The organism is Streptomyces sp. NRRL F-5755 (genome assembly GCF_001279365.1).
GTDB classification, from domain to species: Bacteria; Actinomycetota; Actinomycetes; order Streptomycetales; family Streptomycetaceae; genus Streptomyces; species Streptomyces rimosus.
On record NZ_LGCW01000047.1, the window covers coordinates 52,356 to 74,207 of the forward strand.

The 21,852-nt window shown below is 73.6% G+C and carries 21 protein-coding genes; 12 read left to right on the forward strand and 9 right to left on the reverse strand.

Annotation, left to right across the window (positions count from 1 at the left end; translation table 11 throughout):
• The first annotated feature begins 143 nt into the window (after window positions 1-143).
• Together ADK86_RS07950 and ADK86_RS07955 are read left to right on the forward strand one after the other, a co-directional pair.
• Complete coding sequence (locus ADK86_RS07950; RefSeq protein WP_053695950.1) at window positions 144-527, forward strand: hypothetical protein; 384 nt, start codon at window positions 144-146, stop codon at window positions 525-527.
• 62 nt (window positions 528-589) lie between these two features.
• Window positions 590-1,207, forward strand: coding sequence for a TetR/AcrR family transcriptional regulator (locus ADK86_RS07955; RefSeq protein WP_053695951.1), 618 nt, complete (start codon window positions 590-592; stop codon window positions 1,205-1,207).
• A gap of 7 nt (window positions 1,208-1,214) precedes the next feature.
• On the opposite strand, the gene ADK86_RS07960 is transcribed toward ADK86_RS07955, so the two are convergent.
• The 4 genes from ADK86_RS07960 to ADK86_RS07975 form a co-directional block, all read right to left on the reverse strand.
• A complete protein-coding gene (locus tag ADK86_RS07960; RefSeq protein WP_053695952.1) occupies window positions 1,215-2,426 on the reverse strand; it encodes an FAD-dependent oxidoreductase in 1,212 nt (403 codons plus the stop codon).
• Between the two features lie 101 nt (window positions 2,427-2,527).
• Entirely contained in the window at window positions 2,528-3,709 is a 1,182-nt protein-coding gene (locus ADK86_RS07965; RefSeq protein WP_053695953.1) for an acyl-CoA dehydrogenase family protein, read from the reverse strand.
• Complete coding sequence (locus ADK86_RS07970) at window positions 3,706-4,920, reverse strand: acyl-CoA dehydrogenase family protein (protein ID WP_053695954.1); 1,215 nt, start codon at window positions 4,918-4,920, stop codon at window positions 3,706-3,708. The genes ADK86_RS07965 and ADK86_RS07970 overlap by 4 nt, the downstream gene beginning before the upstream one ends.
• A complete protein-coding gene (locus ADK86_RS07975; protein ID WP_053695955.1) occupies window positions 4,917-5,915 on the reverse strand; it encodes an NADPH:quinone oxidoreductase family protein in 999 nt (332 codons plus the stop codon). The genes ADK86_RS07970 and ADK86_RS07975 overlap by 4 nt, the downstream gene beginning before the upstream one ends.
• Window positions 5,916-6,098: 183 nt before the next feature.
• On the opposite strand from ADK86_RS07975, the gene ADK86_RS07980 reads away from it, so the two are divergent.
• Window positions 6,099-6,980 carry a helix-turn-helix transcriptional regulator gene (locus ADK86_RS07980; protein WP_053695956.1) on the forward strand — a complete coding sequence of 294 codons (882 nt, stop codon included), beginning with the start codon at window positions 6,099-6,101 and terminating at the stop codon, window positions 6,978-6,980.
• On the opposite strand, the gene ADK86_RS07985 is transcribed toward ADK86_RS07980, so the two are convergent.
• Both ADK86_RS07985 and ADK86_RS07990 read right to left on the reverse strand, forming a co-directional pair.
• Complete coding sequence (locus tag ADK86_RS07985) at window positions 6,924-8,099, reverse strand: glycosyl hydrolase family 18 protein (protein WP_053695957.1); 1,176 nt, start codon at window positions 8,097-8,099, stop codon at window positions 6,924-6,926. The two genes, ADK86_RS07980 and ADK86_RS07985, sit on opposite strands and share 57 nt — an antisense overlap.
• A gap of 92 nt (window positions 8,100-8,191) precedes the next feature.
• Entirely contained in the window at window positions 8,192-9,076 is an 885-nt protein-coding gene (locus ADK86_RS07990) for a short-chain dehydrogenase/reductase (RefSeq protein WP_053695958.1), read from the reverse strand.
• A 225-nt stretch (window positions 9,077-9,301) separates the two neighbouring features.
• Between ADK86_RS07990 and ADK86_RS07995 the strand changes: the two genes are divergently transcribed.
• Both ADK86_RS07995 and ADK86_RS08000 read left to right on the forward strand, forming a co-directional pair.
• Window positions 9,302-9,757 carry an SRPBCC family protein gene (locus ADK86_RS07995; protein WP_053695959.1) on the forward strand — a complete coding sequence of 152 codons (456 nt, stop codon included), beginning with the start codon at window positions 9,302-9,304 and terminating at the stop codon, window positions 9,755-9,757.
• 52 nt (window positions 9,758-9,809) lie between these two features.
• Window positions 9,810-11,447, forward strand: a complete 1,638-nt coding sequence (locus tag ADK86_RS08000; protein WP_053695960.1) for a phytoene desaturase family protein — start codon at window positions 9,810-9,812, stop codon at window positions 11,445-11,447.
• 74 nt (window positions 11,448-11,521) lie between these two features.
• Here ADK86_RS08000 and ADK86_RS08005 read toward each other — a convergent pair whose 3' ends face one another.
• Window positions 11,522-12,643, reverse strand: a complete 1,122-nt coding sequence (locus tag ADK86_RS08005; protein ID WP_053695961.1) for a selina-4(15),7(11)-diene synthase — start codon at window positions 12,641-12,643, stop codon at window positions 11,522-11,524.
• 280 nt (window positions 12,644-12,923) lie between these two features.
• On the opposite strand from ADK86_RS08005, the gene ADK86_RS08010 reads away from it, so the two are divergent.
• Window positions 12,924-13,739: a class I SAM-dependent methyltransferase gene (locus ADK86_RS08010; RefSeq protein WP_234345762.1), complete on the forward strand. Its 816-nt coding sequence runs from the start codon at window positions 12,924-12,926 to the stop codon at window positions 13,737-13,739.
• A gap of 21 nt (window positions 13,740-13,760) precedes the next feature.
• On the opposite strand, the gene ADK86_RS08015 is transcribed toward ADK86_RS08010, so the two are convergent.
• Window positions 13,761-14,609, reverse strand: coding sequence for an alpha/beta fold hydrolase (locus ADK86_RS08015; RefSeq protein WP_234345763.1), 849 nt, complete (start codon window positions 14,607-14,609; stop codon window positions 13,761-13,763).
• Between the two features lie 137 nt (window positions 14,610-14,746).
• Between ADK86_RS08015 and ADK86_RS08020 the strand changes: the two genes are divergently transcribed.
• Window positions 14,747-15,355, forward strand: a complete 609-nt coding sequence (locus ADK86_RS08020) for a CGNR zinc finger domain-containing protein (protein WP_234345764.1) — start codon at window positions 14,747-14,749, stop codon at window positions 15,353-15,355.
• A gap of 7 nt (window positions 15,356-15,362) precedes the next feature.
• Window positions 15,363-15,923, forward strand: coding sequence for an ATP-binding protein (locus ADK86_RS08025; protein ID WP_063788965.1), 561 nt, complete (start codon window positions 15,363-15,365; stop codon window positions 15,921-15,923).
• Window positions 15,924-16,046: 123 nt separating this feature from the next.
• Here the strand turns inward: ADK86_RS08025 and ADK86_RS08030 are convergent, their stop codons facing one another.
• Window positions 16,047-16,559, reverse strand: coding sequence for a nucleotidase (locus ADK86_RS08030; protein WP_053695965.1), 513 nt, complete (start codon window positions 16,557-16,559; stop codon window positions 16,047-16,049).
• A 667-nt stretch (window positions 16,560-17,226) separates the two neighbouring features.
• Between ADK86_RS08030 and ADK86_RS08035 the strand changes: the two genes are divergently transcribed.
• The 4 genes from ADK86_RS08035 to ADK86_RS08050 are packed head-to-tail and all read left to right on the forward strand — an operon-like array spanning window position 17,227 to window position 21,846.
• A complete protein-coding gene (locus ADK86_RS08035; protein ID WP_053695966.1) occupies window positions 17,227-18,870 on the forward strand; it encodes an AMP-binding protein in 1,644 nt (547 codons plus the stop codon).
• Window positions 18,867-20,117, forward strand: a complete 1,251-nt coding sequence (locus tag ADK86_RS08040; protein WP_053695967.1) for an acyl-CoA dehydrogenase family protein — start codon at window positions 18,867-18,869, stop codon at window positions 20,115-20,117. The genes ADK86_RS08035 and ADK86_RS08040 overlap by 4 nt, the downstream gene beginning before the upstream one ends.
• 20 nt (window positions 20,118-20,137) lie before the next feature.
• Window positions 20,138-20,881 (forward strand): enoyl-CoA hydratase/isomerase family protein, encoded by a 744-nt coding sequence (locus ADK86_RS08045; protein ID WP_053695968.1) that lies wholly within the window; start codon window positions 20,138-20,140, stop codon window positions 20,879-20,881.
• Between the two features lie 17 nt (window positions 20,882-20,898).
• Window positions 20,899-21,846: a VOC family protein gene (locus ADK86_RS08050; protein WP_234345765.1), complete on the forward strand. Its 948-nt coding sequence runs from the start codon at window positions 20,899-20,901 to the stop codon at window positions 21,844-21,846.
• Window positions 21,847-21,852 lie beyond the last annotated feature (6 nt).

The window sequence follows — 21,852 nt, forward strand, 5'->3', positions numbered from 1 at the left end:
GTCGCGCGGACACAGTGTCCCGCGGATACGGCGCCCTGTCCCCTCAAAGGCCGCCGGTGCGGTGGCCGTCGCGCCGGGCCCGGTGATGATCTCGCCGCGCGGGCAGGCTCCGCTGCGACCGCCCCCGACGAACGGAGGTCATCATGCGTACGGCCAGAGCCAGGGCGATAGCCGTCCCGGCCGCCGCCATCGTGGCGGCCGCCCTCCCGGCCGGACCCGCCGCCGCTGATCCGTCCCTGAAGGTGCGGACGCCCGCCGCGGGCTCCAGCGCGAAGGTGGCGGGCAGCCTGCTCGTGCAGTGGACGAACACCACCGGGAAGGAGGTGGACGTCTGGCTGAGCGCCCGCACGCCATCCGGCGGGCACGACCGGCTGTCGCTGGTCGCACCGAAGGCGGGCAGCAAGCGGGCGGGCGAGGCCCTGGCCACCCTCCCCGTGGTGTCGCCGGGCACCTCCTACACGGTCGAGGTGACCACCCAGGACGGCGCGGAGAGCGACGTCAGCGGGCCCCTCGGCCTCATCGGCTGACCACCGCCCGTGTACGGTCGAGGGCCGACCGGTGTACGAGGAAAGGCAAGGGTGGCGACGCGATGGCCCCGCGGGCGGACGGCACACCGACCTTCACGGAGCAGGCGCGCCGCCGGCAGCTCGTGGACTGCACCATCGACCTGATCTCCACCCGGGGCTACCCGGCGACCTCGCTCGCCGCGATCGCCGAGCGGGCCGGCATCTCCAAGGCCGCCGTGCTGTACCACTTCTCCTCCAAGGACAACCTCACCCGGGCCGCCCTGGCGCATGTGCTGGCGGAGTTCACCGCGTACGTACGGGAGCGGGTGGACCGCGCGGCCGGGCCGCGGGCCGCCGTCGTCGCCTACGTCCGCGCGATGATCGGCTACCAGCGGGCCAACCGCCGCCATGTGCGCGTCATCACCGAGATGCTGCTCGACGACGCGGGCGGCACCCGGCTCAAGACGCCGGGCCGGCACGACACCGGCAACCGCTGGCAGGAGCTGGCCGCACTGCTGGCGGCCGGGCAGCAGGCGGGCGAGTTGCGGGAGTTCGACACCCGTACGGTGGCGCTCGCGATCGGCGGCGCGATCGACGGCGTCGTCTCCCACTGGCTCGCCCACCCCGAGTACGACCTCGACGCGGCAGCCGACGAGCTGGAGACGTTCACCCTGGACGCGATCACGCACCGCGGCCCCTAGATCCGCGTCACCCCCGCGCGAAGGCCGGCGCGCGCTCGGGCCGGATGCCGATGCCGCCGAGATATCCCGTCACGGTCCGCAGCAGCGGCAGCCGTTGGAGGAGGCGGAGCGGAACCGGCAGGCGGTCCGGGTCGAGGGTGCCGTCCAGGGCCGGGCGCAGCAGCGACTCGTGTTCGGCGATCTGGCTCTTCTGCACCACGGCGGCGGGCAGCTGCCGTCGCCGCTGCACCCGGGCCAGGTCGCGTACGCCGACCGTGCCGCGGCGCAGCGGCCCGGCGAGGAGGCGTGCCGCTGCGACGGCGTCCTGCACCGCGAGGTTGACGCCGACACCGCCGGTCGGCGACATGGTGTGGGCGGCGTCGCCGAGGCAGAGCAGGCCGGGCCGGTACCAACGGCGCAGCATGCCCATCGTCACGTCGAGCAGCTTCACGTCGTCCCAGGAGCCGATCGCGTCCGTCACCTCGGGCCCCCAGCCGAAGAGCGTCCCGAGCCGGGCGCGGAACCATTCGATGCCGTGGGCGCGCAGCGCGGCGTCCGTGCCCTTCTTGATCAGGTAGGAGGTCTGGCAGTAGTCGCCCCGGTCCATGGTGACCGCGAACTGCCCGTCGCCCGCCCGCATGAAGACCCGGCCGTCCCCCGGCGCGGGAACCCGGACGTTCCACACGTCCATCGGTACGTCGAAGGTGCGCTGCCGCAGTCCGGCCAGTCCGCGTACCAGGGAGTCGCGGCCGTCGCAGGCCACGGTCAGATCGGCGGCCAGTTCGTGTTCGGTGCCGTGCTCGTCCCGGTAGCGCACCCCGGTCACCCGTCCGCCTTCGGTGCGCAGCCCCGTACAGGCGGCGCGCATGCGCAGGGTGAAGGCGGGTTCCGTGGCGGCGGCGTTGGCGAGGAGGTCGAGGAAGTCCCACTGCGGGACCATGGCGATGTACTTGTGGCGGCCGGGCAGCCGGCGCAGGTCGGCGGCCACGAGGGTCCGGTCGCCGATGCGCATCCGCACCTCTTCGAGCTGCCCCGCGGGCAGACGCGCGAAGCGTTCGCCGAGGCCGAGTTCGTCGAGCAGGCGCAGGGTCGAGGGGTGCACCGTGTCCCCGCGGAAGTCGCGCAGGAAGTCGGCGTGCTTCTCCAGGACCGTCACCCGTACCCCGGCGCGGGCCAGCAGCAGCCCGAGCATCATCCCTGCCGGTCCGCCGCCCACCACGCAGCACGTCGTGCGTTCCATGCCGTACCCCCTTGTCGTCGTTCGCCGCGTGTCGCTACGCGTCGACGACGACACACTAACCGATCGGTCAGTTGACTGACCGACCGGTTAGTGATGAGCGGTTACGGAGCCGGAATGTCCACCAGTTCCGCCAGCGCCGCGCGGTGCCGCCCCGGGGTGCCCAGGGCGATCTCGTCGGCCTTGGCGCGCTTGAGGAACAGATGCGCGGGGTGTTCCCAGGTCATGCCGATGCCGCCGTGCAACTGGACGCACTCCTCGGCCGCGCGCACCGCGACCGGTGCGCAGTACGCCTGGGCGACCGCCACGGCCACCGGCGCGTCCGGGCTGCCGGTGGCCAGCGCGTCGGCGGCGTTGCGGGCCGCGGCGCGGGCCGAGGCCACGTCCAGCCAGAGGGCGGCCATCCGGTGCTTGAGCGCCTGGAACGAGCCGACCGGGCGGCCGAACTGGGTGCGCTGCGCGGTGTGCCGGACGGTTTCGGCCAGACACCATTCGGCGATGCCGAGCTGCTCGGAGGCGAGCAGTCCCGCACCGGCCAGCAGCGCCCCGGTCACCGCCGCGCGGGCCGTGTCCTGCCCGGCCAGCAGCCGCCCGGCGGCGCGGTCGAGGGTGATCCGGGCCGGTACGCGGGTCAGGTCGAGCGGGACGCCCGGTGTGACGCGCACGCCGTCGGCCGTCGTGTCCACGGCGTACAGCGCGTATCCGTAGGGGCCGTCGGCCGGTACGAGCAGCACGTCCGCGGCGGCGCCATCCGCGACGCCGGTCAGCTCGCCGCTCAGCGCGCCGTCCGCGTCGGCCCGTACGGCCGGTTCCGGCAGGGTGCCGGGAGCCGTCGGCAGCGGCACGGCGAGCACGCCGACGCTGCGCCCTTCGGCGAGCGCGGCGAGCGGCGCGGTCACCTCCGGGCGGTCGGTCTCGCACCCGAGCAGCGCCGTCACGGCCAGTACCGCGCTGGTCAGGTACGGCACGGGGGCCACCGCGCGGCCCAGCTCCTCCAGGACGACGGCGGCCTCGCGGGCGCTCGCGCCCTGCCCGCCGAGCTTCTCCGGGACCAGCAGTCCGGCGGTTCCCATGCCGGCGGCCAGCGGGCGCCACAGCCCGGTGTCGTACGCCCGGCCGCTCTCCAGCTCCGCGAGGACGGCGGCCGGGCCGCCCCGGTCGGCGAGCAGCGAGCGGACCGCGGACCGCAGGTCCTCCTCGGGCTCCGAGTAGAGGAGGTCGGGGTCGGCGCCGGGCTGTGCGGGGGCCGGTTCGGTGGGGGCCGCGGCCCCGCTCGGAGCGGTCATCGGGGGAGGTCCTTCCAGGCGGCGTCCTTGTCGGTGCGCGGCTCGGGCGGCAGGCCCAGGACGCGTTCGGCGACGATGTTCAGCAGCACCTCGGAGGTGCCGCCCTCGATGGAGTTGCCCTTGGCGCGCAGATAGCGGTAGCCGGCCTGGCGTCCGGTGAAGTCCACGCCCTCGGGGCGGCGCAGCGTCCAGTCGTCGTACGCCAGCCCGTCCTCGCCCAGGAACTCCACCTCCCAGCCGCTGATCTGCTGGGCCAGCCGGGCGAACGCCAGCTTCATGCCGCTGCCTTCGGGCCCGGGGTGCCCCTTGGCGAGCTGCTGGCGCAGCCGCTCCCCCGTCAGGCGGGCGACCTCGGCGTCCACCCAGTGGCGCAGCAGCCGCTGGTGGAGGTCGTGGGTGCGTGCTCCGGGGCGTTCGCGCCAGGCCCGGGCGGCGACGCCGATCATGCCGCCTTCGCGCGGCTGGCGGGAGCCGCCGATCGCCACCCGCTCGTTCATCAGCGTGGTCTGCGCGACCTTCCAGCCCTCCCCCACCCCACCGAGGCGGTGCGCGTCGGGAATCCGTACGCCGGTCAGGAAGACCTCGTTGAACTCGGCCTCGCCGGTGATCTGCCGCAGCGGACGCACCTCGACGCCGGGGTCGGTCATGTCGCACACGAAGTAGGTGATGCCGCGGTGCTTGGGCAGGTCCGGGTCCGTACGGGCGATGAGGATCGCCCAGCGGGCCAGGTGGGCGCTGGACGTCCACACCTTCTGGCCGTCCACCACCCAGCCGGTGCCGTCCTCGTCCCGTACGGCGCGGGTGGCGAGCGCGGCCAGGTCCGACCCTGCGCCGGGTTCGCTGAACAGCTGGCACCAGACCTCTTCGCCGGTCCACAGCGGGCGCAGGAAGCGCTGCTTCTGCTCGTCCGTGCCGAAGCGGAGGATGGTGGGGGCGGCCATGCCCAGGCCGATGCCGATACGGCGCGGGTCGTTGTCGGGTGCGCCCGCCGCCTCCAACTCCGCATCCACGACCGCTTGGAGCGCGCGCGGCGCGTCGAGCCCGCCCAGCCCCCGGGGGAAATGGACCCAGGCCAGCCCGGCGTCGAAGCGCGCGCGCAGGAAGTCGAGCGGGGCGGTGTCGGCGGGCGGGTGAGTGGCGAGCAAGTCGGCGGTACGGCGACGCAGTTCGGCGGCGTCCAGGCGCCCGGTCTCCGTGATTCCGTCGGTCATGACGCGTCCTCCAGGCCGGGGACGACGACCAGACGGCCGGTGGTGGTGCCGTCGAAGACCCGCTGCACGGCCTCGGCCGCGCCGGACAGCGGCACCCGGCCGCCGATCAGCGGCTTGATGACGCCCTGCGCGGCCAGCTTGGCCAGCTCCTCGTGGCAGGCGTCGACCGCGGCCGGGTCCTTGGTGTTGTACAGGCCCCAATGAAGGCCCAGGATCGTGTAGTTCTTCACGAGGGCGTGATTGAGGCCCGGGGTCGGTACGGCGCCGCTGGCGAAACCGACGACCACGATGCGGCCCTCGAAGGCCACGCACTTGACGGACTTGGCGTACGCGTCGCCGCCCACCGGGTCGTAGACCACGTCCGCGCCCCGGCCGCCGGTCGCCTCCTTGACGGCGGCCACGATGTCGTCCGTACGCCGGTCCAGCACCAGGTCGCAGCCCAGCTCCCGGGCGACGGCCGCCTTGTCCGGGCCGCCCACCACGCCGATGACCCGCGCGCCCGCGGCCTTGCCGAGCTGGACGGCGGCGCTGCCGACGCCGCCCGACGCCGCGTGCACGAGCAGGGTCTCGCCCGCCTGGAGCCGGGCCCGGCGGTGCAGGCCGAACCAGCCGGTCTGGTAGCCGATGTGCAGCGCGGCGGCCTCCGCGTCGTCCAGGGCGTCCGGTGCGGGACGGACGGCCGCCGCGTCCACGAGGACGCGTTCGGCGAAACCGCCGTCCGGCAGCGGGGGCTGGGCCAGCACCCGGGCGCCCGCTTGCCCGGACGCGCCCTCGCCCGCTTCGAGCACCTCGCCGCAGATCTCCACGCCCGGCGTGAACGGGAACGGCGGGCGCACCTGGTACTGGCCGCGGCACAGCAGCGCGTCGGGGAAGTTGACGTTGGCGGCCCGCACGCGCAGCAGCAGCTGCCCCGGGCCGGGCTGCGGGTCCGGCACTTCTTCCAGCCGCATCACCTCGCGAGGCTCGCCGTTCTCGTGTACGCGCCATGCCTTCACTGGTGCCTCCACAGACCTCGGGTACGCGGGGAGCGCGGGGCACCGGCCCCGCGGCCATCGGCATACTAAGCGGTCGGTATCCCCGAGGGAACCGTCGAAGCCCAGGAGGACCGGCCCCACCCGGATCATCCTGATACCGGCAGGGTCAGGCTCGCCGCGCCCCGGTGTACGACACTGGCCGCCATGGACACACCTGCCGAGCTGGGCCACTTCCTGAAGACCCGCCGCGCCCGCCTCCAGCCGGAGGACGTGGGCCTGCTCTCCTACGGCGGCCGGCGCCGCGTACCGGGCCTGCGCCGTGAGGAGCTGGCCCAGCTGGCCGGGGTGAGCGTCGCGTACTACACACGGCTCGAACAGGGCCAGAGCCACAACGCCTCGGACGGCGTCCTCGAAGCGCTGGCCCGCGCCCTGCGGCTGACCCCGGACGAACGCGCGCACCTGCGCGACCTCGCGCGCCCCGCCAAGGCCCGCCGTCGCCCGGCCGTACGGCCCGACAAGGCGCGGTCCGGGGTCCTCCAGCTGCTCGCCGCCCTCGACGGGGTGCCGGCCGTGGCGCTCGACCGCCGCTTCGAGGTGCTGGCGTGGAACCCGTTGGGGCACGCGCTGATGGCCGGGCACCTGGACTACGCGAGCCCCGGGCGTCCGCCGGACCGCCCCAACACCCAGCGGCTGCTGTTCCTCGACCCGCACACCCGCGAGCTGTACCCGGACCGCGAGACGGAGACCCGGCGGGCCGTCGCCGCGCTGCGCATGGCGGCCGGCCAGCACCCGGACGACCGGCAGCTGGCCGCCCTGATCGGCGAACTGTCCATGAAGAGCGCCGAGTTCAGCTCCCTGTGGGCCCGGCACGGGGTCAGCAACTGCACCTTCGGCGCCAAGCGCTTCCACCACCCGCTGGTCGGCGCGATGGAGCTGGACTTCGAGCTGATGCAGACGCCGGACGGCTCCGGGCAGGGCCTGCTGATGTACAGCGCACGGCCCGGTTCGCCGTCCGAGGCGGCGCTGCGGCTACTCGCCGCGCAGCACCTTCCAGAACCCCGGGTCCTCGAACCCGAGCGCCCATAGCCCGGTGTTGCGCACCCCGTACTTCCGCAGCAGCGGCAGGTGCGCCGCGACGCCGCGCGCGTCCTGGTACCAGACGTCGTGCACGGCACGGCCCACCCGGTACGTGAAGTGCGGCGTGCCCGACTTCGTGTCGAAGCGGTAGGCCACGCCCTTGCGGCGGCGCAGCGCCTCCGCCTCCTTCCAGGTCAGGTGCTTGGCGCGGGCCTTGACACCCCGGGTCCAGTCCCAGCCGTACCCGGGGAAGGCGATTTCGAGCTTGTCGCGCGGCACGGTACTGGTGGCGTAGCGCAGGAACTCCTCGTACCAGGCGAGCGAGGACAGCGGGCCCGGGGAGCCCTCGGCCCAGTGCAGGTCGTAGCCCATGATCCGGATGCGGTCGGCGGCCCTGCCGAGGCGCGCGTAGTCATACGCCTTGCCGGAGCGGGCGGTGCGGGCCATGACCGTGATCACGCAGCTCTTGCCCCGGGCGTGCAGCTTGGCGCACAGCTCGTCGGCGAACAGCGCGTAGCCGGTGCGCACGCGGTCCCGCATCCGGGCGGTGCCGGTGGTCGCCATCGTCTCGTAGTCGAGGTCGATGCCGTCGTACGCGCGCGAGGCCACCAGCCGCAGCAGCGCCCTGATGTGCGCGCCGCGGCGGGAGCGGTCGTGCAGCAGGGCGGCCATCGTGTCGGCGTTCATGGATTCGTTGACGGTGGGCACGACCTTGACGCCGGCCCGGTGCAGCCCGGCGACGACCTGCCTGTTTCCCGCGCCCGGCTGGCTCTTGACGGTGGTGTCGGAGGTGGCCCGGTACCAGAAGGGGCTGACGGTGTGCAGCTGCGCGGCGTGCTGGAGGGCGTCGCGGTAGGCGCCCCGGGTGTCGCCCCAGTAGGGCAGCCAGGCGGAGACCGTACGGCCGGTCCCCGTGGCGGGCGCCTTGGCTCCGGGCGCCTCTCCGGTGCCCTCCGTGCCGTCGTCCCCGGTGGCGGGCGGCGGCATGGCGGCGTGGGCCCGGTGCGCGGCCGTGCCGCCCGTACGGTCCTGGGCCGCCGCGCCGGGGGACAGCGCGGCGGCCACCCCGGACGCCGCCAGCAGGAACGCGATCCCGAGCCGCGCCCGGGCAGCCGATGCATGATCCATGCCCCGAGCCTGTCCCGGGCGGGACGGTCCCGCCGCGCGGACTGCGCCGAACGGCCGCGTCCGGGCCCGCCGTCCGGGCGTACGGCGAACCGTCAGCCGCGGAAGTCCCCGGCGGCCTCCGCCGCCCGGCCGCCCGCCCCCAGCAGGCCCGTCGCCGTGAGATCGGTGCGGCCGGCCAGGCGCAGGAACGCGCGGCGGGAGCCCTCCGTCACGATCCCCGGCAGGACGGCCCGCACCACCTGGCCCGCGCGCAGCCACGGCTGCGCGTAGACCGCGGCGGACCGCCGTTCGATGCCGCGCACCAGACGGTCGGCCACCGGCGCCGCGTCGTAGGTCTTCGAAGCGGGCCACGGCAGGTGGGCGCGCAGCTCCCGCATCGCCGCCCGGCGGTCGGACGCCCGCACCATCTCGGTGTCCGCCCAGCTCAGGTAGCCGACCCCGACGCCCACACCGCGGTGCGCCAGCTCGGCGCGCAGCACCTGCGCGAAGGTCTCCACCCCGGACTTCGAGGCGCAGTACGCCGACAGCATCGGCGCCGGGCCGAGCGCCGCGAGGGAGGCGACCTGGAGGAAGTAGCCCCGGGTGCTCAGGAGCGCGGGCAGGAAGGCGCGGGCGGTCACCGCGCTGCCGATCAGGTTGACCTCGACGACCCGGCGCCACACGGCCGGATCGGTGTCGAGGAAGGGCCCGCCCGCCACCACCCCGGCGTTGGCGACGACAACGGACGGCGGGCCGAAGCGGCGCTGCACGAGCGCGGCGGCGCGGTCCATCGCGTCCTCGTCGGTCACGTCCACCGGCCAGTGGGCGGCGTGCCCCGGCAGGCCGGCCGCGACCCGCTCCAGCTCGTCCTCCTCCAGCCCGAGCAGCGCCACGTCGGCACCCCGCCGTACGAGTGAACGCGCCATGGACGCCCCCAGGCCGCGCGCCGCCCCGGTCACCACGGCCGTGCGCCCGAGCAGGGGTAGGTCGTGGCTCATGTCGGTCCTCCACGGTCCGCGTGCGGTGCCCGGCGGTACGGGGACGCCGGTACGGGACGGTCGGTACGGGGTGGTCGGTCCAACGTAACGCCGTGGCGGCACCGGGGCCCGGCACGGCCGTCCCGTGTGGTCCGGCGCTCCGTGGGCACCCGGATGAGATACCGGAGGCCGACGGGTAGGAATCGGCCCAGGCCGGCGACCGGCTCCCCCGACGTTGGAGACCGCATGGCGGTAAGACATCAGCTGATCAAGACGCGTCCCGACGCGGTATGGGCGGTCCTCGCCGACGGCGGCCGGTACCAGGAATGGGTGGTCGGCCCGTACCGGTCGCGGCCGTGCGAGGGGGTCTGGCCGGAGCTGGGCTCGATGATCAGCTACAGCGTGCACGTGGGGCCGTGGTCGCTCAGCGGCCGGACCGTGGTGCGGCGCTGCGAGCCGCCCAAGGAACTGGAACTGGAGGTGGACAGCGGCGCGCTGGGCACCGCGCGGATCGCCATCGAGATCCGCCCCTGGGGCGACCACGCCCTGGTGATCATGGACGAGCACCCTCTCCAGGGCCCCGGCGGGCTGCTGCACAACACCGTCCTGGACGCCCTGTTCCAGCTCCGGCACCGCAGCATGCTCCGGCGGCTGGCCCGGCTCGTGGAAAGCGGTTCCCGGCAGCGGCGCGAGGCGGCCTGATGGCGCGGCACGCGGGCGTACGGCCCCCGGCCCCGGCGGACAGGAGGCGGCCGTGCCGGACGCGGTGGTGATCGGCGCGGGCCCGAACGGGCTGGTGGCCGCCAACCTGCTGGCCGACGCGGGCTGGAGCGTGGAGGTCCTGGAGGCGCAGCCGGAAGCGGGCGGCGCGGTCCGCAGCGACCGCGGCGTCCACCCCGACTACGTCAACGACCTGTGCAGCTCCTTCTACCCGCTGGCCGCCGCCTCGCCCGTGCTCGCCGCGCTGCGCCTGGAGGACCACGGGCTGCGCTGGAGCCACGCGCCCAGTGTCCTGGCGCACCCGCTGACCGACGGCCGGTGCGCGGTGCTGGAACGCCGGATGCCGGCCACCGCCGACGGGCTGGACCGCTTCGCGGCGGGCGACGGCGACGCCTGGCGGCGGCTCTGCGAGATCTGGGAACGGGTGGGCCCGGACATCCTGAAGGCCCTGTTCACTCCGTTCCCGCCGGTGGTGGCCACCGCCCGGCTCGCCGCCCGGCTGCGCAGCGCGGGCGGCCTGCGGCTGGCCCGCACGCTGGTGCTGCCGGTCCGGCGCCTGGGCGACGAGGAGTTCGGCGGCGAGGGCGGGCGGCTGCTGCTCGCGGGCAACGCCCTGCACGCCGACCTCGCGCCGGAGGCCGCGGGCAGCGGCGGCTTCGGCTGGCTGATGTCCATGCTCGGCCAGACGTACGGCTTTCCGGTGCCGGTCGGCGGCGCGGGCGCGCTGACCGAGGCGCTGGTGCGGCGGCTGGAGGCGCGCGGCGGTGTGCTGCGCTGCGACGAGCGCGTGACCGAGGTCGTCGTACGGGCGGGCCGGGCCGTGGCGGTGCGCACCGCGGGCGGCGAGACGGTGCCTGCGGGCCGTGCCGTGCTGGCCGACGTCTCCGTACCGTCCCTCTACGGCGAGCTGGTCGACGCCCGGCACCTGCCCACCCGGCTGCTGGCGGACCTGCGCCGCTTCCAGTGGGACTTCGCGACGTTCAAGGTCGACTGGGCGCTGGACGGGCCGGTGCCCTGGACCGCGCCCGGGGCGGCGACCGCGGGCACCGTGCACCTGGCCGACGGTGTCGACGAACTGACGCGGTTCGCGGCGCAGCTGGCGGCGGGCCGGGTACCGGACCGGCCGTTCGCCCTCTTCGGGCAGATGACCACCGCCGACGCCACCCGTTCGCCGGCCGGTACGGAGTCGGCCTGGGCGTATACCCATGTGCCGCACGACGTGCGCGCGGACGCCGGGGAGGACGGCATCACCGGCGCCTGGCGGGACGGCGAGCGGCAGGCGATGGCGGACCGGGTGGAGGAGCAGGTGGAGCGGTACGCGCCGGGTTTCCGCAGCCGTATCCGGGCCCGCCGCATCCTGGCGCCGCCCACGTTGCAGGCGCTCAACGCCAATCTGCACGGCGGCGCGATCAACGGCGGTACGACCGCCATGCACCAGCAGCTCGTCTTCCGACCCGTTCCGGGCACCGGGCGTCCGGAGACGCCGGTCAAGGGCCTGTTCCTGGCGTCGGCCGGTGCGCATCCGGGTGGCGGTGTGCACGGCGCGCCCGGCGCCAACGCGGCGCGCGCCGCCCTGCGCAAGCGGTCGCCGAGCAGCGCGCTCAGCCTCCTTCAGCGGTCGCTGACAGGACGTAACCGGCTCGGTGAGCGGCCGGACGATCCCACGGAGTGATGGGCGCCGGGGCTTCGGTTGCGTCGGGGCGTCGGGACGTCGGGACGTCGGACAGGGTGCCGCGCGCGCCAGGGTCAGGCCGTGGCCGCCATCGTCCCGGCAGGCGTACGGGCCGTCTCCGCCTTCTCGTCCGGCGCTGCGTCGTCGTCCGGGACCAGGCCCCACCACCAGGAGATGACGGGGATGTCCAGGGGCGCGCGGCTGTCGTCGGTGGGCGTGGAGCACAGTGTCGAAGGCAGCCCGGCCGGGTCTTCCGGGGTGGTGTAGCGCCGGGAGCTGATGCCCCAGTCCTGGGACCCGCGGATGAACGTGCCCAGGTTGTGCAGGTACTGGCGCAGCTGCGGGCTGCCCTGCTGCCGCAGGTGCGCGCTCAGCCGCATGAACAGCGTCATCACGCGGTCCCGCTGGGCGATCGCCGTGGTCAGCGCCTCGTCCGGGGAGGTGCCGTACTCGTTCTGCAGCACCCTCAGGACGTTGAGGTAGTAGCCCTCCCCGCGGCTCTCCTTGTGGTGGGAGAAGATGTCGTTGTCCCAGGTGATGATGAAGGACGCCATCTCGGCCGCGGCGCGCACGGAGGTGTGCTCGCGCTCGTGCGGCTGGAGTTCGTAGCCGTGGCCCATCTCCAGCATCGGCAGGACGACCGAGGTCGCCCCGTCGTACAGGCGCATCAGGGTGTAGTCGGGCAGGCTCGGCACGGTGCCGGAGCGCCGGTAGGACGCCTCCCACACGACGGAGAAGAAGTACTCGCGCAGCGCGTCGATCCAGCGCGCGGTCTGGCCGGCGGTGCCGTACCGGGTCATCCGGTGCCGCAGGTCGCGCAGCCCCTCGGCGAGGCTGTCGCCCGGCAGGACCGGCGACTCGGGGTTCTGCGCGACGCGCAGCAGCCGGTGCAGTACGCCCGTCAGCTCCCCCGGGTCGTGCCCGAGGTCGCTCTCCTCGCAGTAGCCGTCGTCGACGCCGAACAGCCACAGCACGAAGTCCGCGAGGAGGGAGACGACCTCCTCGCGGCCGTCGGGCAGGATGCGCGCGGCGAAGCCGCCGATCCCATGGGTGACCAGGCGCCCGCGCAGCTCGTCGGAGCCTATGGAGAAACGTTCCGCCCAAGCCGTCGTCCGGGCCTCGATCTCCGGATGCCGGGGATGCACGGCGGGCGGAAGGGGCGAGTAGGTCGGCGGAACGGTCAGCTCGGGTCCCACTCGTGACCACCTCTCAGCATCGGCGCGGCATGGCGGCCGGGGCTCGGAACCGGACAGTCCGGTCCTTGACTGATCAACTATGGCGCATAGTACGCACCCCGGCCCCCTGATCCAATAGCGTCTTGGTGTCTATGACAAGTTCCTGGAGGGGCAGCGTCCGGTTCCCTTCGGCACCTGGCCCTCCGCGGCGCCCGCGGCAGACCGGGCAGCCCGTACGCCGAGTTGGACGCCGCCCCCTGACGGCGCATCGGCCGCGGACCGCCGCGAGGACGGAGGCACTGTGACGATCTTCACCCCCTTCGACGCGACGGAGCGCCGGGCCTGGGCCGGGCGGGCCGCGGCGTACGAGCGGAGCTTCGCCGCGCTCTGCGCCCACCCGGTGCCCGCGCTGCTCGACGCGGCGGAGGTACGCCGCGGCCTGCGCGTGCTCGACGCCGGGACCGGGACCGGCACCGCCGCCCGTGCCGCGGGCGGCCGGGGCGCCGCGGTGACGGCCGTGGACGCGGACCCCGGCATGGCCGCCCGCGCGGCGGCGACCGCCCCGGGCGCGGCCGTGTGCGTCGCCGCGCTGCCCCGACTCCCCTTCACCGACGGCGGTTTCGGCGCCGTGCTGGGCAATTTCGTACTCAACCACGTCGGGCGCCCCCGCACGGCACTCACCGAACTGCGCCGGGTCGCGCGGCCGGGCGCCCGGATCGCGCTCTCCATCTGGGCGGCCCCACCGGCACCCGGCCAAACCCTGATCGGCCGCGCCCTCCAGGCCGCCGGCGTGCCCCGGCCCGCCCATCTCCCCACACTCGCCCCCGAAGACGACTTCCCGCGCACGGAAGAGGGCTTCACCCGCCTCCTACACGAAACCGGCCTCACCGCCATCCGCTGCGAAACCCTCACCTGGGAGCACCGGACCACCGCCGAGCAGTGGTGGAGCGGACCCGCCGCCGGGCTGGCGTCGGCCGGACAGATCCTGGTGAGCCAGCCGCCCGAGGTCGTCACCGAGGTCAAGCGTCAGTACGCCGCACTGTGCGCGCACTTCGCGGCCCCAGGCGGCCTGCTCACACTCCCCCACACCGCCCTACTGGCCAGCGCCCAAGCTTGAACAACCCGGCGTCACATCACCTCACGCAACCCCCGGCAGAAATTCCCGCAGCTGCGCGAGCAGCGCCCCCGGCGCCTCCTCCGCGATGAAATGCCCGCACTCCGGGATCTCGGCGCCGGTGACCTGCTCCGGATGAGCCGAGTGGTCCCGCCAGATGTCCAGTGTCGGCAGTTGGGCGGGCAGGCCGGCCGCTCCCCACAGGGCCAGTACGGGTACGGTCAGCAGCCGGCCCTCGGCGAAGTCCGCGTCGTCGAGGGCGATGTCGGTCTCCGTGGCGCGGTAGTCGTCGAAGCCCGCGCGCAGCGCGCCGGGGCGGGAGAACGCCGTCACGTACGCGTCCACGGCCTCGTCGGTCAGGGCGTGCCGGTTGTAGGTCCAGCGCTCGAAGAAGTACTCCAGGTAGCCGCGCACGTCCTGGCCGGCCAGCCGCTCGGGCAGGTCGGGCTGGAAGTGGAAGAACCAGTGCCAGTATCCGGAGGCGATGGTGGCGTCCACGCGGCGCATCACCTCGCGGGTCGGCACGATGTCCAGGACGGCGATCCGCTCCACCTGTTCGGGGCGGTCCAGCGCCCAGCGGTGGGCGACCCGCGCGCCCCGGTCGTGGCCGACGACACTGGCCCGTTCGAAGCCCAGCGACTCGACGAGACCGGCCATGTCGGCGGCCATCGTCCGCTTGTCGTAACCGGTCGTGGGCTTGTCGCTGAGGCCGTAGCCGCGCAGGTCGGGAGCCACCACGGTGTAATCCCGGGCCAGTTCGCCGAGGACCGGCCACCAGCAGCGGGAGGTCTGCGGCCAGCCGTGCAGCAGCACCACGAGCGGCCCGGAGCCCGCCCTCGTGTAGTGCAGCCGTACGCCGTTCACCTGGGCCACGCCCGACGTCGTACCGCCTGTGGTCGTACCGTCCGCCACCTGTTGCCTCCCACGCGATTTCGCAGCCGTCATCGCACCGGACCGCCCTGCGGCCCGCACCTTCCTAACCCTCTCAGGGGGTTAGTACAGTGGCAAGCATGTCGAGCGATGACGTGTGGCTCCGGTGCGGCGGGCGACTGTGCCTGGACTTCGTCAACACCCTGCGGAACCGGGCGCGCGTACCGCGCGAGACGCTGGCCGCACCGGAGGATCTGCGGCGGTGGCTGGAGTGGGCGGGAACAGCCGTGGCGGCCCGCCCGGCGGCGCGGGACACGGACGCGCTCGCCCTGGCGCACAAGCTGCGCGACGCGCTGGACCGGGCGGTGCTCGCGGCGGCCGACGGCGCCCTCCCCACCCCCGCCGACCTGGCCCTGCTCAACAGCACGGCAGCCGCTCTCCCTCTTCCCACACCACAACTCACGGTCGTGGACGGCCGGTTGACGCACACCACCTCGCCCGCCCCGGTCCCCGACGACCCGGCCGCCGGGCTCGCCCTGGTCGCACAGGACGCGGTGGCGCTGCTGCCCTCGCCCGAGGTCCGGCGGGTGCGTATCTGCGGCGCGGACGACTGCGCCGTGCGCTTCGTCGACCGCTCCCCCGCGCACAACCGCCGCTGGTGCTCCATGGAGCGGTGCGGCAACCGCGCCAAGGCCCGCCGCCATCTGGCACGGACGGGGCGTGCGCCCCGCGCGGACGGCGGTGGATGATGGCGCGATGGAGACTCCCGTGCTGGTCCCGGCCGGACTGGTGCTGCTCGTCGGAGCGCCGGCCGCCGGGAAGAGCACCTTCGCCGGGGAACTGGTCGCGCAGGGCCGGCTGCCCGCCGAGGCCGTGGTGTCCAGCGACGCCATCGCCGAGGAGCTGTTCGGCCCCGGCGTCGACCGGGGCACGGTCGACGCGCAGGTCTTCGAGGAGCGCGACCGCCGGGTCGCCGAGCGGCTGGACGAGGGGCGCACGGTCCTGATCGACGCGACGAATGTGCTGCCCCGGGGCCGCGAACGGCTGCTGGCCATGGCGCGGAAGTTCGGCGTCCCGGTCACCGCACTGCGCTTCGCACCCCATGAGCCGGTCCTGCTCCTCCAGAGCCGCGAACGCGCCAAACGCATCCCGGACGCGGAGATCTCCGCGTACGCGACCCTGCTCCGCGACACCGCCGACACCCGCCATCTCCTGGCGGAGGGCATCAGCACCGTTCACGAGGTCCCGGGCCGCGCGCAGGGCATGGGGGCGGCCGAGGCGGCGCGGCGGTTCCGGTTCGAGGGGTGTGAGGGGTAGAGGGATAAGGGCGACGAGGACGGCCGGGCCGCACGGCGAATGACGTCGATACGTCACCGTACCGACGCTACCGGCTCGACCGGCGCACCGTGCACCGCCCGGGACGCACCGCCCACCCGCGCCTCAGGTCCGCCCCTCCCGCTCCTGCGCGTCCTTCAGCTCGGCGGAGGGCGCCGCCCAGCGGGCCCGTACGACCGGGAAGCCCGCCTGTTCGCAGGCGGCGCAGACCAGTTCGTCGTCGTCCACGACATGGCGTACGTCGCGGCCACCCGCGAGGCGGCGCAGCAGTTCCAGCTTGGTGTGGCGGGCCGGGCGCCGGTCGCTGTCCGGGCGCATGTACAGGCGCCCCTCGGGCAGTCCGTGCTGTTCGAGCCAGGCCAGCGTGTCCCGGCGGCAGCGTTCGGGGCGGCCGGTGAGGTAGACGATCTCGCAGTCCGCGGCGCTCTCCCGGGCCAGCGCCACGCCGGGCGCGAGCGGCGGGTCGTCGGGCGCCGCGGCGAAGAAGCCGTTCCAGTCACGTGGCCTGCGCTCCAGGAAGTGCTGGCGGTGCGCGGTATCGGCGAGCGTGCCGTCGAGGTCGAACACCGCCAGGGGCCGCGACGCCGCGCCGCGTCCGCCCCTCCCCGTTCTCGTCATCGCGTCCTTCCGTTCCGGTGCCGGCGGCTGCCGCTCTCCTGGGCGGCCCTGTCCGTACGGTGGCCGGATTCCGTCGTTGCGGCGGTCGAGTGGATCGTACGTGAGGCCGGCCGGCGCACCGGTGACGCGGGGCCGGTGAAGCACCCGACCGGAACGACGCGTGGGGCCCCGGGCCGGAATGCGACATACCAGTGCCATGTTGCGCAGGAATTGCAGACCCCATGCCGCCGCCACGGTTTTGCCGACTATTTACGGACGGCCGTTCGGCCACGGGACGATCTCCATGCGTTTGACCTGTGCTTCCTCGGCACCGAAAGGCCAACCCCACTGGTCACGACCTTCCTTGCCGCCCCCGCTCCGCCGTTGCTACCGTCATCAACAACGCGCCCCCATGGGGCTGTTTGACAACGTGTTCCGCGTCCCCTCGACGCCGGTGCGCAGGCCGTGGCGGCAGACACCGCGGCTGCGTGAGCCGACTGTACGAGCCGGCTGCGCCGAGGCCCGTTCAGGATGCCTCGCGTACTCATGCGGGATATCCGGCGCCCCGAAAAGCGCACGGTTTTGTCCCGGATGCGGAAAGACCATCAGGACGCACAGCGCAACTATCCGGTCACACACTCAGCCGCGCGCGACGACGGTTTTCCCCTGTCGCGCGCCGGGAGGTGAGATGCGCGACGCTCCCCCGGAAGACATGACACTCGGCGATGTTCTCGCCCGGCGCGCCGAGTCCCATCACGACGCGTTGTTCCTCGAATTCCAGGACTCCGCGTTCACCTTCGGCGAGGTGGACGAGCAGTCGGACCGCGTGGCCCAGGGATTGCTGGCGGCCGGGGTGGCGGCGGGTGAGCACGTCGCCGTCATGCTGCCGAACCGCCCGGAGATCGTGTTCGTCACGTTCGCGCTGGCCCGTATCGGCGCGGTCGCCGTTCCGGTCAACACCGCCTACCACGGCCCGGCTCTACGCAATGTGCTGGCCGGCTCCGACTGCACCGCGCTGATCGTCGACAGCCGGTACGCCGACCGTCTGCCCCCGGTCACCGCGGAGTTGCCGGACCTGCGCCTCACCGTCGTGTGCGCACCCGGCGACCCGCCCGCGGCCACCGGCGGGAACGCGGCGGCACCACCGGGCGGCCGGACGGTCGGATGGCCGGACCTCATGGCCCACGGGGCCGCGCGGCCCGAGCACGGGGCACGCCCTTCCGACCTGCTGGCGATCATGTACACCTCCGGCTCCACCGGCCCCGCCAAAGGGGCGCTGGTGCCGCACGCGCTGGCCCTGGCGTGCGCCGAGGACGTGCTGAGGTTCGTGAACGTACACGGCGAGAAGGTCTACTGCCCGCTGCCGCTCTTCCACGCCGCCGGTATGTGGGACGGCGTGCTGTCCGCTTTGCTGTGCGGCGGCACCGTGGCGGTGGCGGAGCGGTTCAGCGCCTCCGAATTCTGGGACGACGTACGCCGTTTTGACGCCGGAATCGCCCTGTCGGTCTTCTCGATCCTGCCCATTCTGCTGAAACAGCCGCCGTCCCCCCGCGACAAGCAGCACCCGCTGAAACTCTTCTACACTGGCAAGTCCCTGTGGGACGCGGAGCTGCGCGAACGGTTCGGTGTGCGCTCGGTGGAGAGCTACACCAGCACGGAGGCCGGTATCCCGCTGGCCGGCGCGTTCGGGGACTGGCGGCACGGCTCCTGCGGGCGGGTGAACTCCGAGCGTTTCGAAGCGGCGGTGGTCGACGAGCAGGACCGTATCCTGCCCGCCGGACACACCGGCGAGCTGGTGCTGCGCCCCAAACAGCCCCATGTCGTCACCGGCGGGTATTACGGGAATTTCGCGGCCACCGCGCGCGCTTTCCGCAACCTGTGGTTCCACACCGGTGACCGGATGCGGCAGGATCAGGACGGCTATTTCTACTTCGTGGACCGGATGGCCGACGCCATCCGCCGCCGGGGCGAGAACATCTCGGCCTTCGACATCGAACTGGCGGTGAACAAACACGCCGCTGTGCGCGAAAGCGCGGCCATCGGCGTCCCGTCGGAGCTCGGGGAAGACGAGGTGAAACTGGTGGTGGTGCTCGTGCCCGGCGCCACCCTCGGCCACGACGAACTGACCGCGTACTGCCGGCAGGCGCTGCCCGTGTTCATGGTGCCGCGCTATCTGGAGTTCGTGGACGCGCTCCCCCGGACGGCGACCGACAAAATCGCCAAGCATCACTTACGCACCCGCGGCGACCGCGGCCTGACCGCCAGCACGTGGGACCGCGAACGGGGGGCGTTTGTCAGCCATCGGCCCACCACCCGTGAGAGGTCGGCGTGAATTGGGGCGACACCGAGGAGGAGGCCGCTTTCCGCCGGAGCGTACGGCGGTTCGTACGGGACGTGTTCCCCGCTGCGTACCGGCCCGATCCGCATGCCGAGAACGGCCTGGAGCCGGAGGACGTACGCGGCTACAACTGGCCGGCGGATCTGCGCTCCGCGGACGCCACGCGTACCGCGGGCGCCCGCGCCTGGGCAGCCGCACTGGCCCGGCGGGGCTGGATCGCCCCGCGGTGGCCGCGCCGGTACGGTGGCGCGGATCTGTCGGCGACCAGGGCGTTCATCCTCCACGAAGAGATCATGCGGGCGGGGAAACCGGCGGTGAACGGCCTCGGCGTCTTTCTGCTCGGACCCACGCTGCTGGTGCACGGCACCGCCGTACAGAAAGCGGAACACCTGCCTCCCACCGCGCGCGGCGAGCGGGTCTGGGCCCAGGGGTTCTCCGAGCCGGAAGCGGGCTCGGACCTGGCGGGGCTGCGCACGCGCGCCGTGCGCGACGGAGATCAGTATGTGGTGAACGGGCAGAAGGTGTGGACCTCGCTCGGACACCACGCCGACTGGCTGTTCGTCCTCGTCCGTACGGGCAGCGATCCCGGGGCCCCGCGGCACCGGGGCATCACCTTCCTGCTGGTGGACGCGCGCTCGCCGGGCATCACGATCCGCCCGATCACCGACATCCGGGGCGCGGCACCGTTCTGTGAGATCTTCTTCGAGGACGTCCGCGTGCCGGTGGCCAACCGTGTGGGCGAGGAGGGCCGGGGCTGGTACGTCGCGATGGACACGCTCAGTTTTGAACGCGCCGGGCTCGGAACCACCATCAAGTTCGACCACGCGCTGACGGACCTGATCACCTATCTGAAGACGGAGCACGGTCCGGAGCAGCTGCACCCGGAGTGGGACCACGGGCTGCGGAGCGAGATCGCCCGCCGCTACATCGAGGTGCGGGTCTCCCACCAGCTCGCGCGCTACGCGGTCGCCCGGGAGGACGCCGGAGAGGTGCCCGGCCACGAGGCGTCGGTCAACCAGTTGTTCAGCGCCGAGCTGCACCAGCGGCTGGCCCGCACGGGCGCCCGGGCCTTCGGCCCCCACAGCCTGCTGTGGCGGGGCGACGAGACGCAGCCGGCTCCGCTGGACGGGGCCTTCACCCACCTGTGGTTCGACGCGGTGGCCGCCACCTTCATGGGCGGCACCTCCGAGATCCAGCGCAACGTCATCGCCACCCGGGGCCTCGGCCTGCCCTCGGCCTGACCCGACAGGAGGAGACGCACGTGTACGAAGGGCTCGACATCACCACCAAGGACCGGGTCTGCTGGATCACGCTGGACCGCCCGGACAAGCTCAACGCGCTGACGCCCGGCATGCTGCACGGACTGCGCCGGGCGTTCGGCGAGATCGACGACGACCCCGACGTCTGTGTCGCGATGCTGCGCGGTGCCGGGAAACGGGCCTTCTGCGCCGGGATGGACCTCGCGTGGTCCGAGTCGCTGACGCCCGCGGAACGCGTCGAGCAGGGGCGTCTCGGCGAGAAGACGTTCGCCATGATGGAGCGGCTGTCCGTGCCGGTCTTCGCCGCCGTGCACGGCTTCGCCGTGGGCGGCGGCCTGGAACTGGCGCTGGGCGCCGACTTCATCGTGGCGCACGAGAACGCCCGGATGGGCCTGGTCGAGATCACGCTGTCCGCCCGGCCGCCCTACCGGCCGAGGATGACCGAGGACGGCGACCCCGACCAGCCCGCGTACGGCGGCAACGCGCCCGGCTGGGGCGGGGTGAAACGGCTCCCCGAGCGCATCGGCAAGGCGCGGGCCAAGGAGCTGCTGTTCACCGGGGCACGGCTGGACGCGGCCCGTGCGTTCGCCCTGGGCCTGGTCAACTCCGTATTCCCCGCCGCGGAATTCGATGCCCGGGTCGCCGAGCTGGCCGAGCGGATCGCCGCGATGAACCGCTACAACCTCCGCCTGGTCAAGGAACTGGTCCAGGGCGGATACGACTGGATCGAGCCGCACCCCAGCTGACGCCGAGGAGAATTCCCGTGCTGCGGATCTACCGCATCGACCACATCGCCGTCGTCACCGCGGACCTGGAGGAACAAGCGGCCTTATTGGAGGGCCTGTTCGGCTTCGAGCCCACACACACCTGGGACAACCCGGCGGCGCGGGTACGCGGCATGCGCCTGCGCGTCCCGGGCGCGTCCGGCCAGTACTGGGTGCTGCTCAGTCCAGCGGACTCCGGTACGGTGCTGGGGCGCTGGCTGGAGGACCGCGACGGCCGGCCCGGGCTGCACCACGTGGGCGCGGAGGTGCCCGACCTGGATGCCGCGCTCGCCGAGATCCGGCGCCGCGGTCTGGAGATCACCGACTCGGTACCGGGCCGTTGGGCCGAGACCTCCCTGTCGCCCCCCGAGCACGGGCCGGGAGTCCTCTGGAGGCTCCAGGGGCCCGGCAGTACGAGCATGCTGGGCGACGAAGCGGCGCGGCCCGCGCCCCGGCGCGCCGCCGCCGACGCCCCCACACTGGGCATCCGGGGCATCGACCACCTCTGCCAGGCTTTCCCGGACCGTGACGAACTGGCCGCCTGGTACGCCGAGCTGGCCGGGTTCGTCGAGGTGTGGCGTACTCCGGAGGGCGCGGCCCCGGACATGGCCGACCTGGTGCTCAACATTCCCGGGTCCAGCACCTGCTGGGAAGTCATCACGGGGCGGGGCGAGGCGTCGTTCGTCGACAGGTTCCTTCGGCGCAGCGGGCCGGCCGCGCATCACGTGACCTTCGAGGTCGCCGACTGGGACAACGCCCTCGCCGCCTGCGTGGCCCACGGGGTGCCGACGTTCGGCGAGGAGGAGGGCGTCACCGACGGCGCCGCCTGGAAGCACACCTTCATCCACCCCAAGCACACAGGCGGGGTCCTCGTGCAGCTGTTCTGGGAGCAGCGTCCCGGTGTGTGGGTGCGTTCGGACAAGATCGCTTCGTTCCGGTCCGTGTAGGCATGT

Excerpts from the sequence above, each read along its gene's own strand:
- ADK86_RS07950 (WP_053695950.1), top strand. The coding sequence starts at position 144 with ATGCGTACGGCCAGAGCCAGGGCGATAGCCGTCCCGGCCGCCGCCATC.
- ADK86_RS07955 (WP_053695951.1), top strand. The coding sequence starts at position 590 with ATGGCCCCGCGGGCGGACGGCACACCGACCTTCACGGAGCAGGCGCGC.
- ADK86_RS07960 (WP_053695952.1), bottom strand. The coding sequence starts at position 2,426 with ATGGAACGCACGACGTGCTGCGTGGTGGGCGGCGGACCGGCAGGGATG.
- ADK86_RS07965 (WP_053695953.1), bottom strand. The coding sequence starts at position 3,709 with ATGACCGCTCCGAGCGGGGCCGCGGCCCCCACCGAACCGGCCCCCGCA.
- ADK86_RS07970 (WP_053695954.1), bottom strand. The coding sequence starts at position 4,920 with ATGACCGACGGAATCACGGAGACCGGGCGCCTGGACGCCGCCGAACTG.
- ADK86_RS07980 (WP_053695956.1), top strand. The coding sequence starts at position 6,099 with ATGGACACACCTGCCGAGCTGGGCCACTTCCTGAAGACCCGCCGCGCC.
- ADK86_RS07985 (WP_053695957.1), bottom strand. The coding sequence starts at position 8,099 with ATGGATCATGCATCGGCTGCCCGGGCGCGGCTCGGGATCGCGTTCCTG.
- ADK86_RS07990 (WP_053695958.1), bottom strand. The coding sequence starts at position 9,076 with ATGAGCCACGACCTACCCCTGCTCGGGCGCACGGCCGTGGTGACCGGG.
- ADK86_RS07995 (WP_053695959.1), top strand. The coding sequence starts at position 9,302 with ATGGCGGTAAGACATCAGCTGATCAAGACGCGTCCCGACGCGGTATGG.
- ADK86_RS08020 (WP_234345764.1), top strand. The coding sequence starts at position 14,747 with ATGTCGAGCGATGACGTGTGGCTCCGGTGCGGCGGGCGACTGTGCCTG.
- ADK86_RS08025 (WP_063788965.1), top strand. The coding sequence starts at position 15,363 with ATGGAGACTCCCGTGCTGGTCCCGGCCGGACTGGTGCTGCTCGTCGGA.
- ADK86_RS08030 (WP_053695965.1), bottom strand. The coding sequence starts at position 16,559 with ATGACGAGAACGGGGAGGGGCGGACGCGGCGCGGCGTCGCGGCCCCTG.
- ADK86_RS08035 (WP_053695966.1), top strand. The coding sequence starts at position 17,227 with ATGCGCGACGCTCCCCCGGAAGACATGACACTCGGCGATGTTCTCGCC.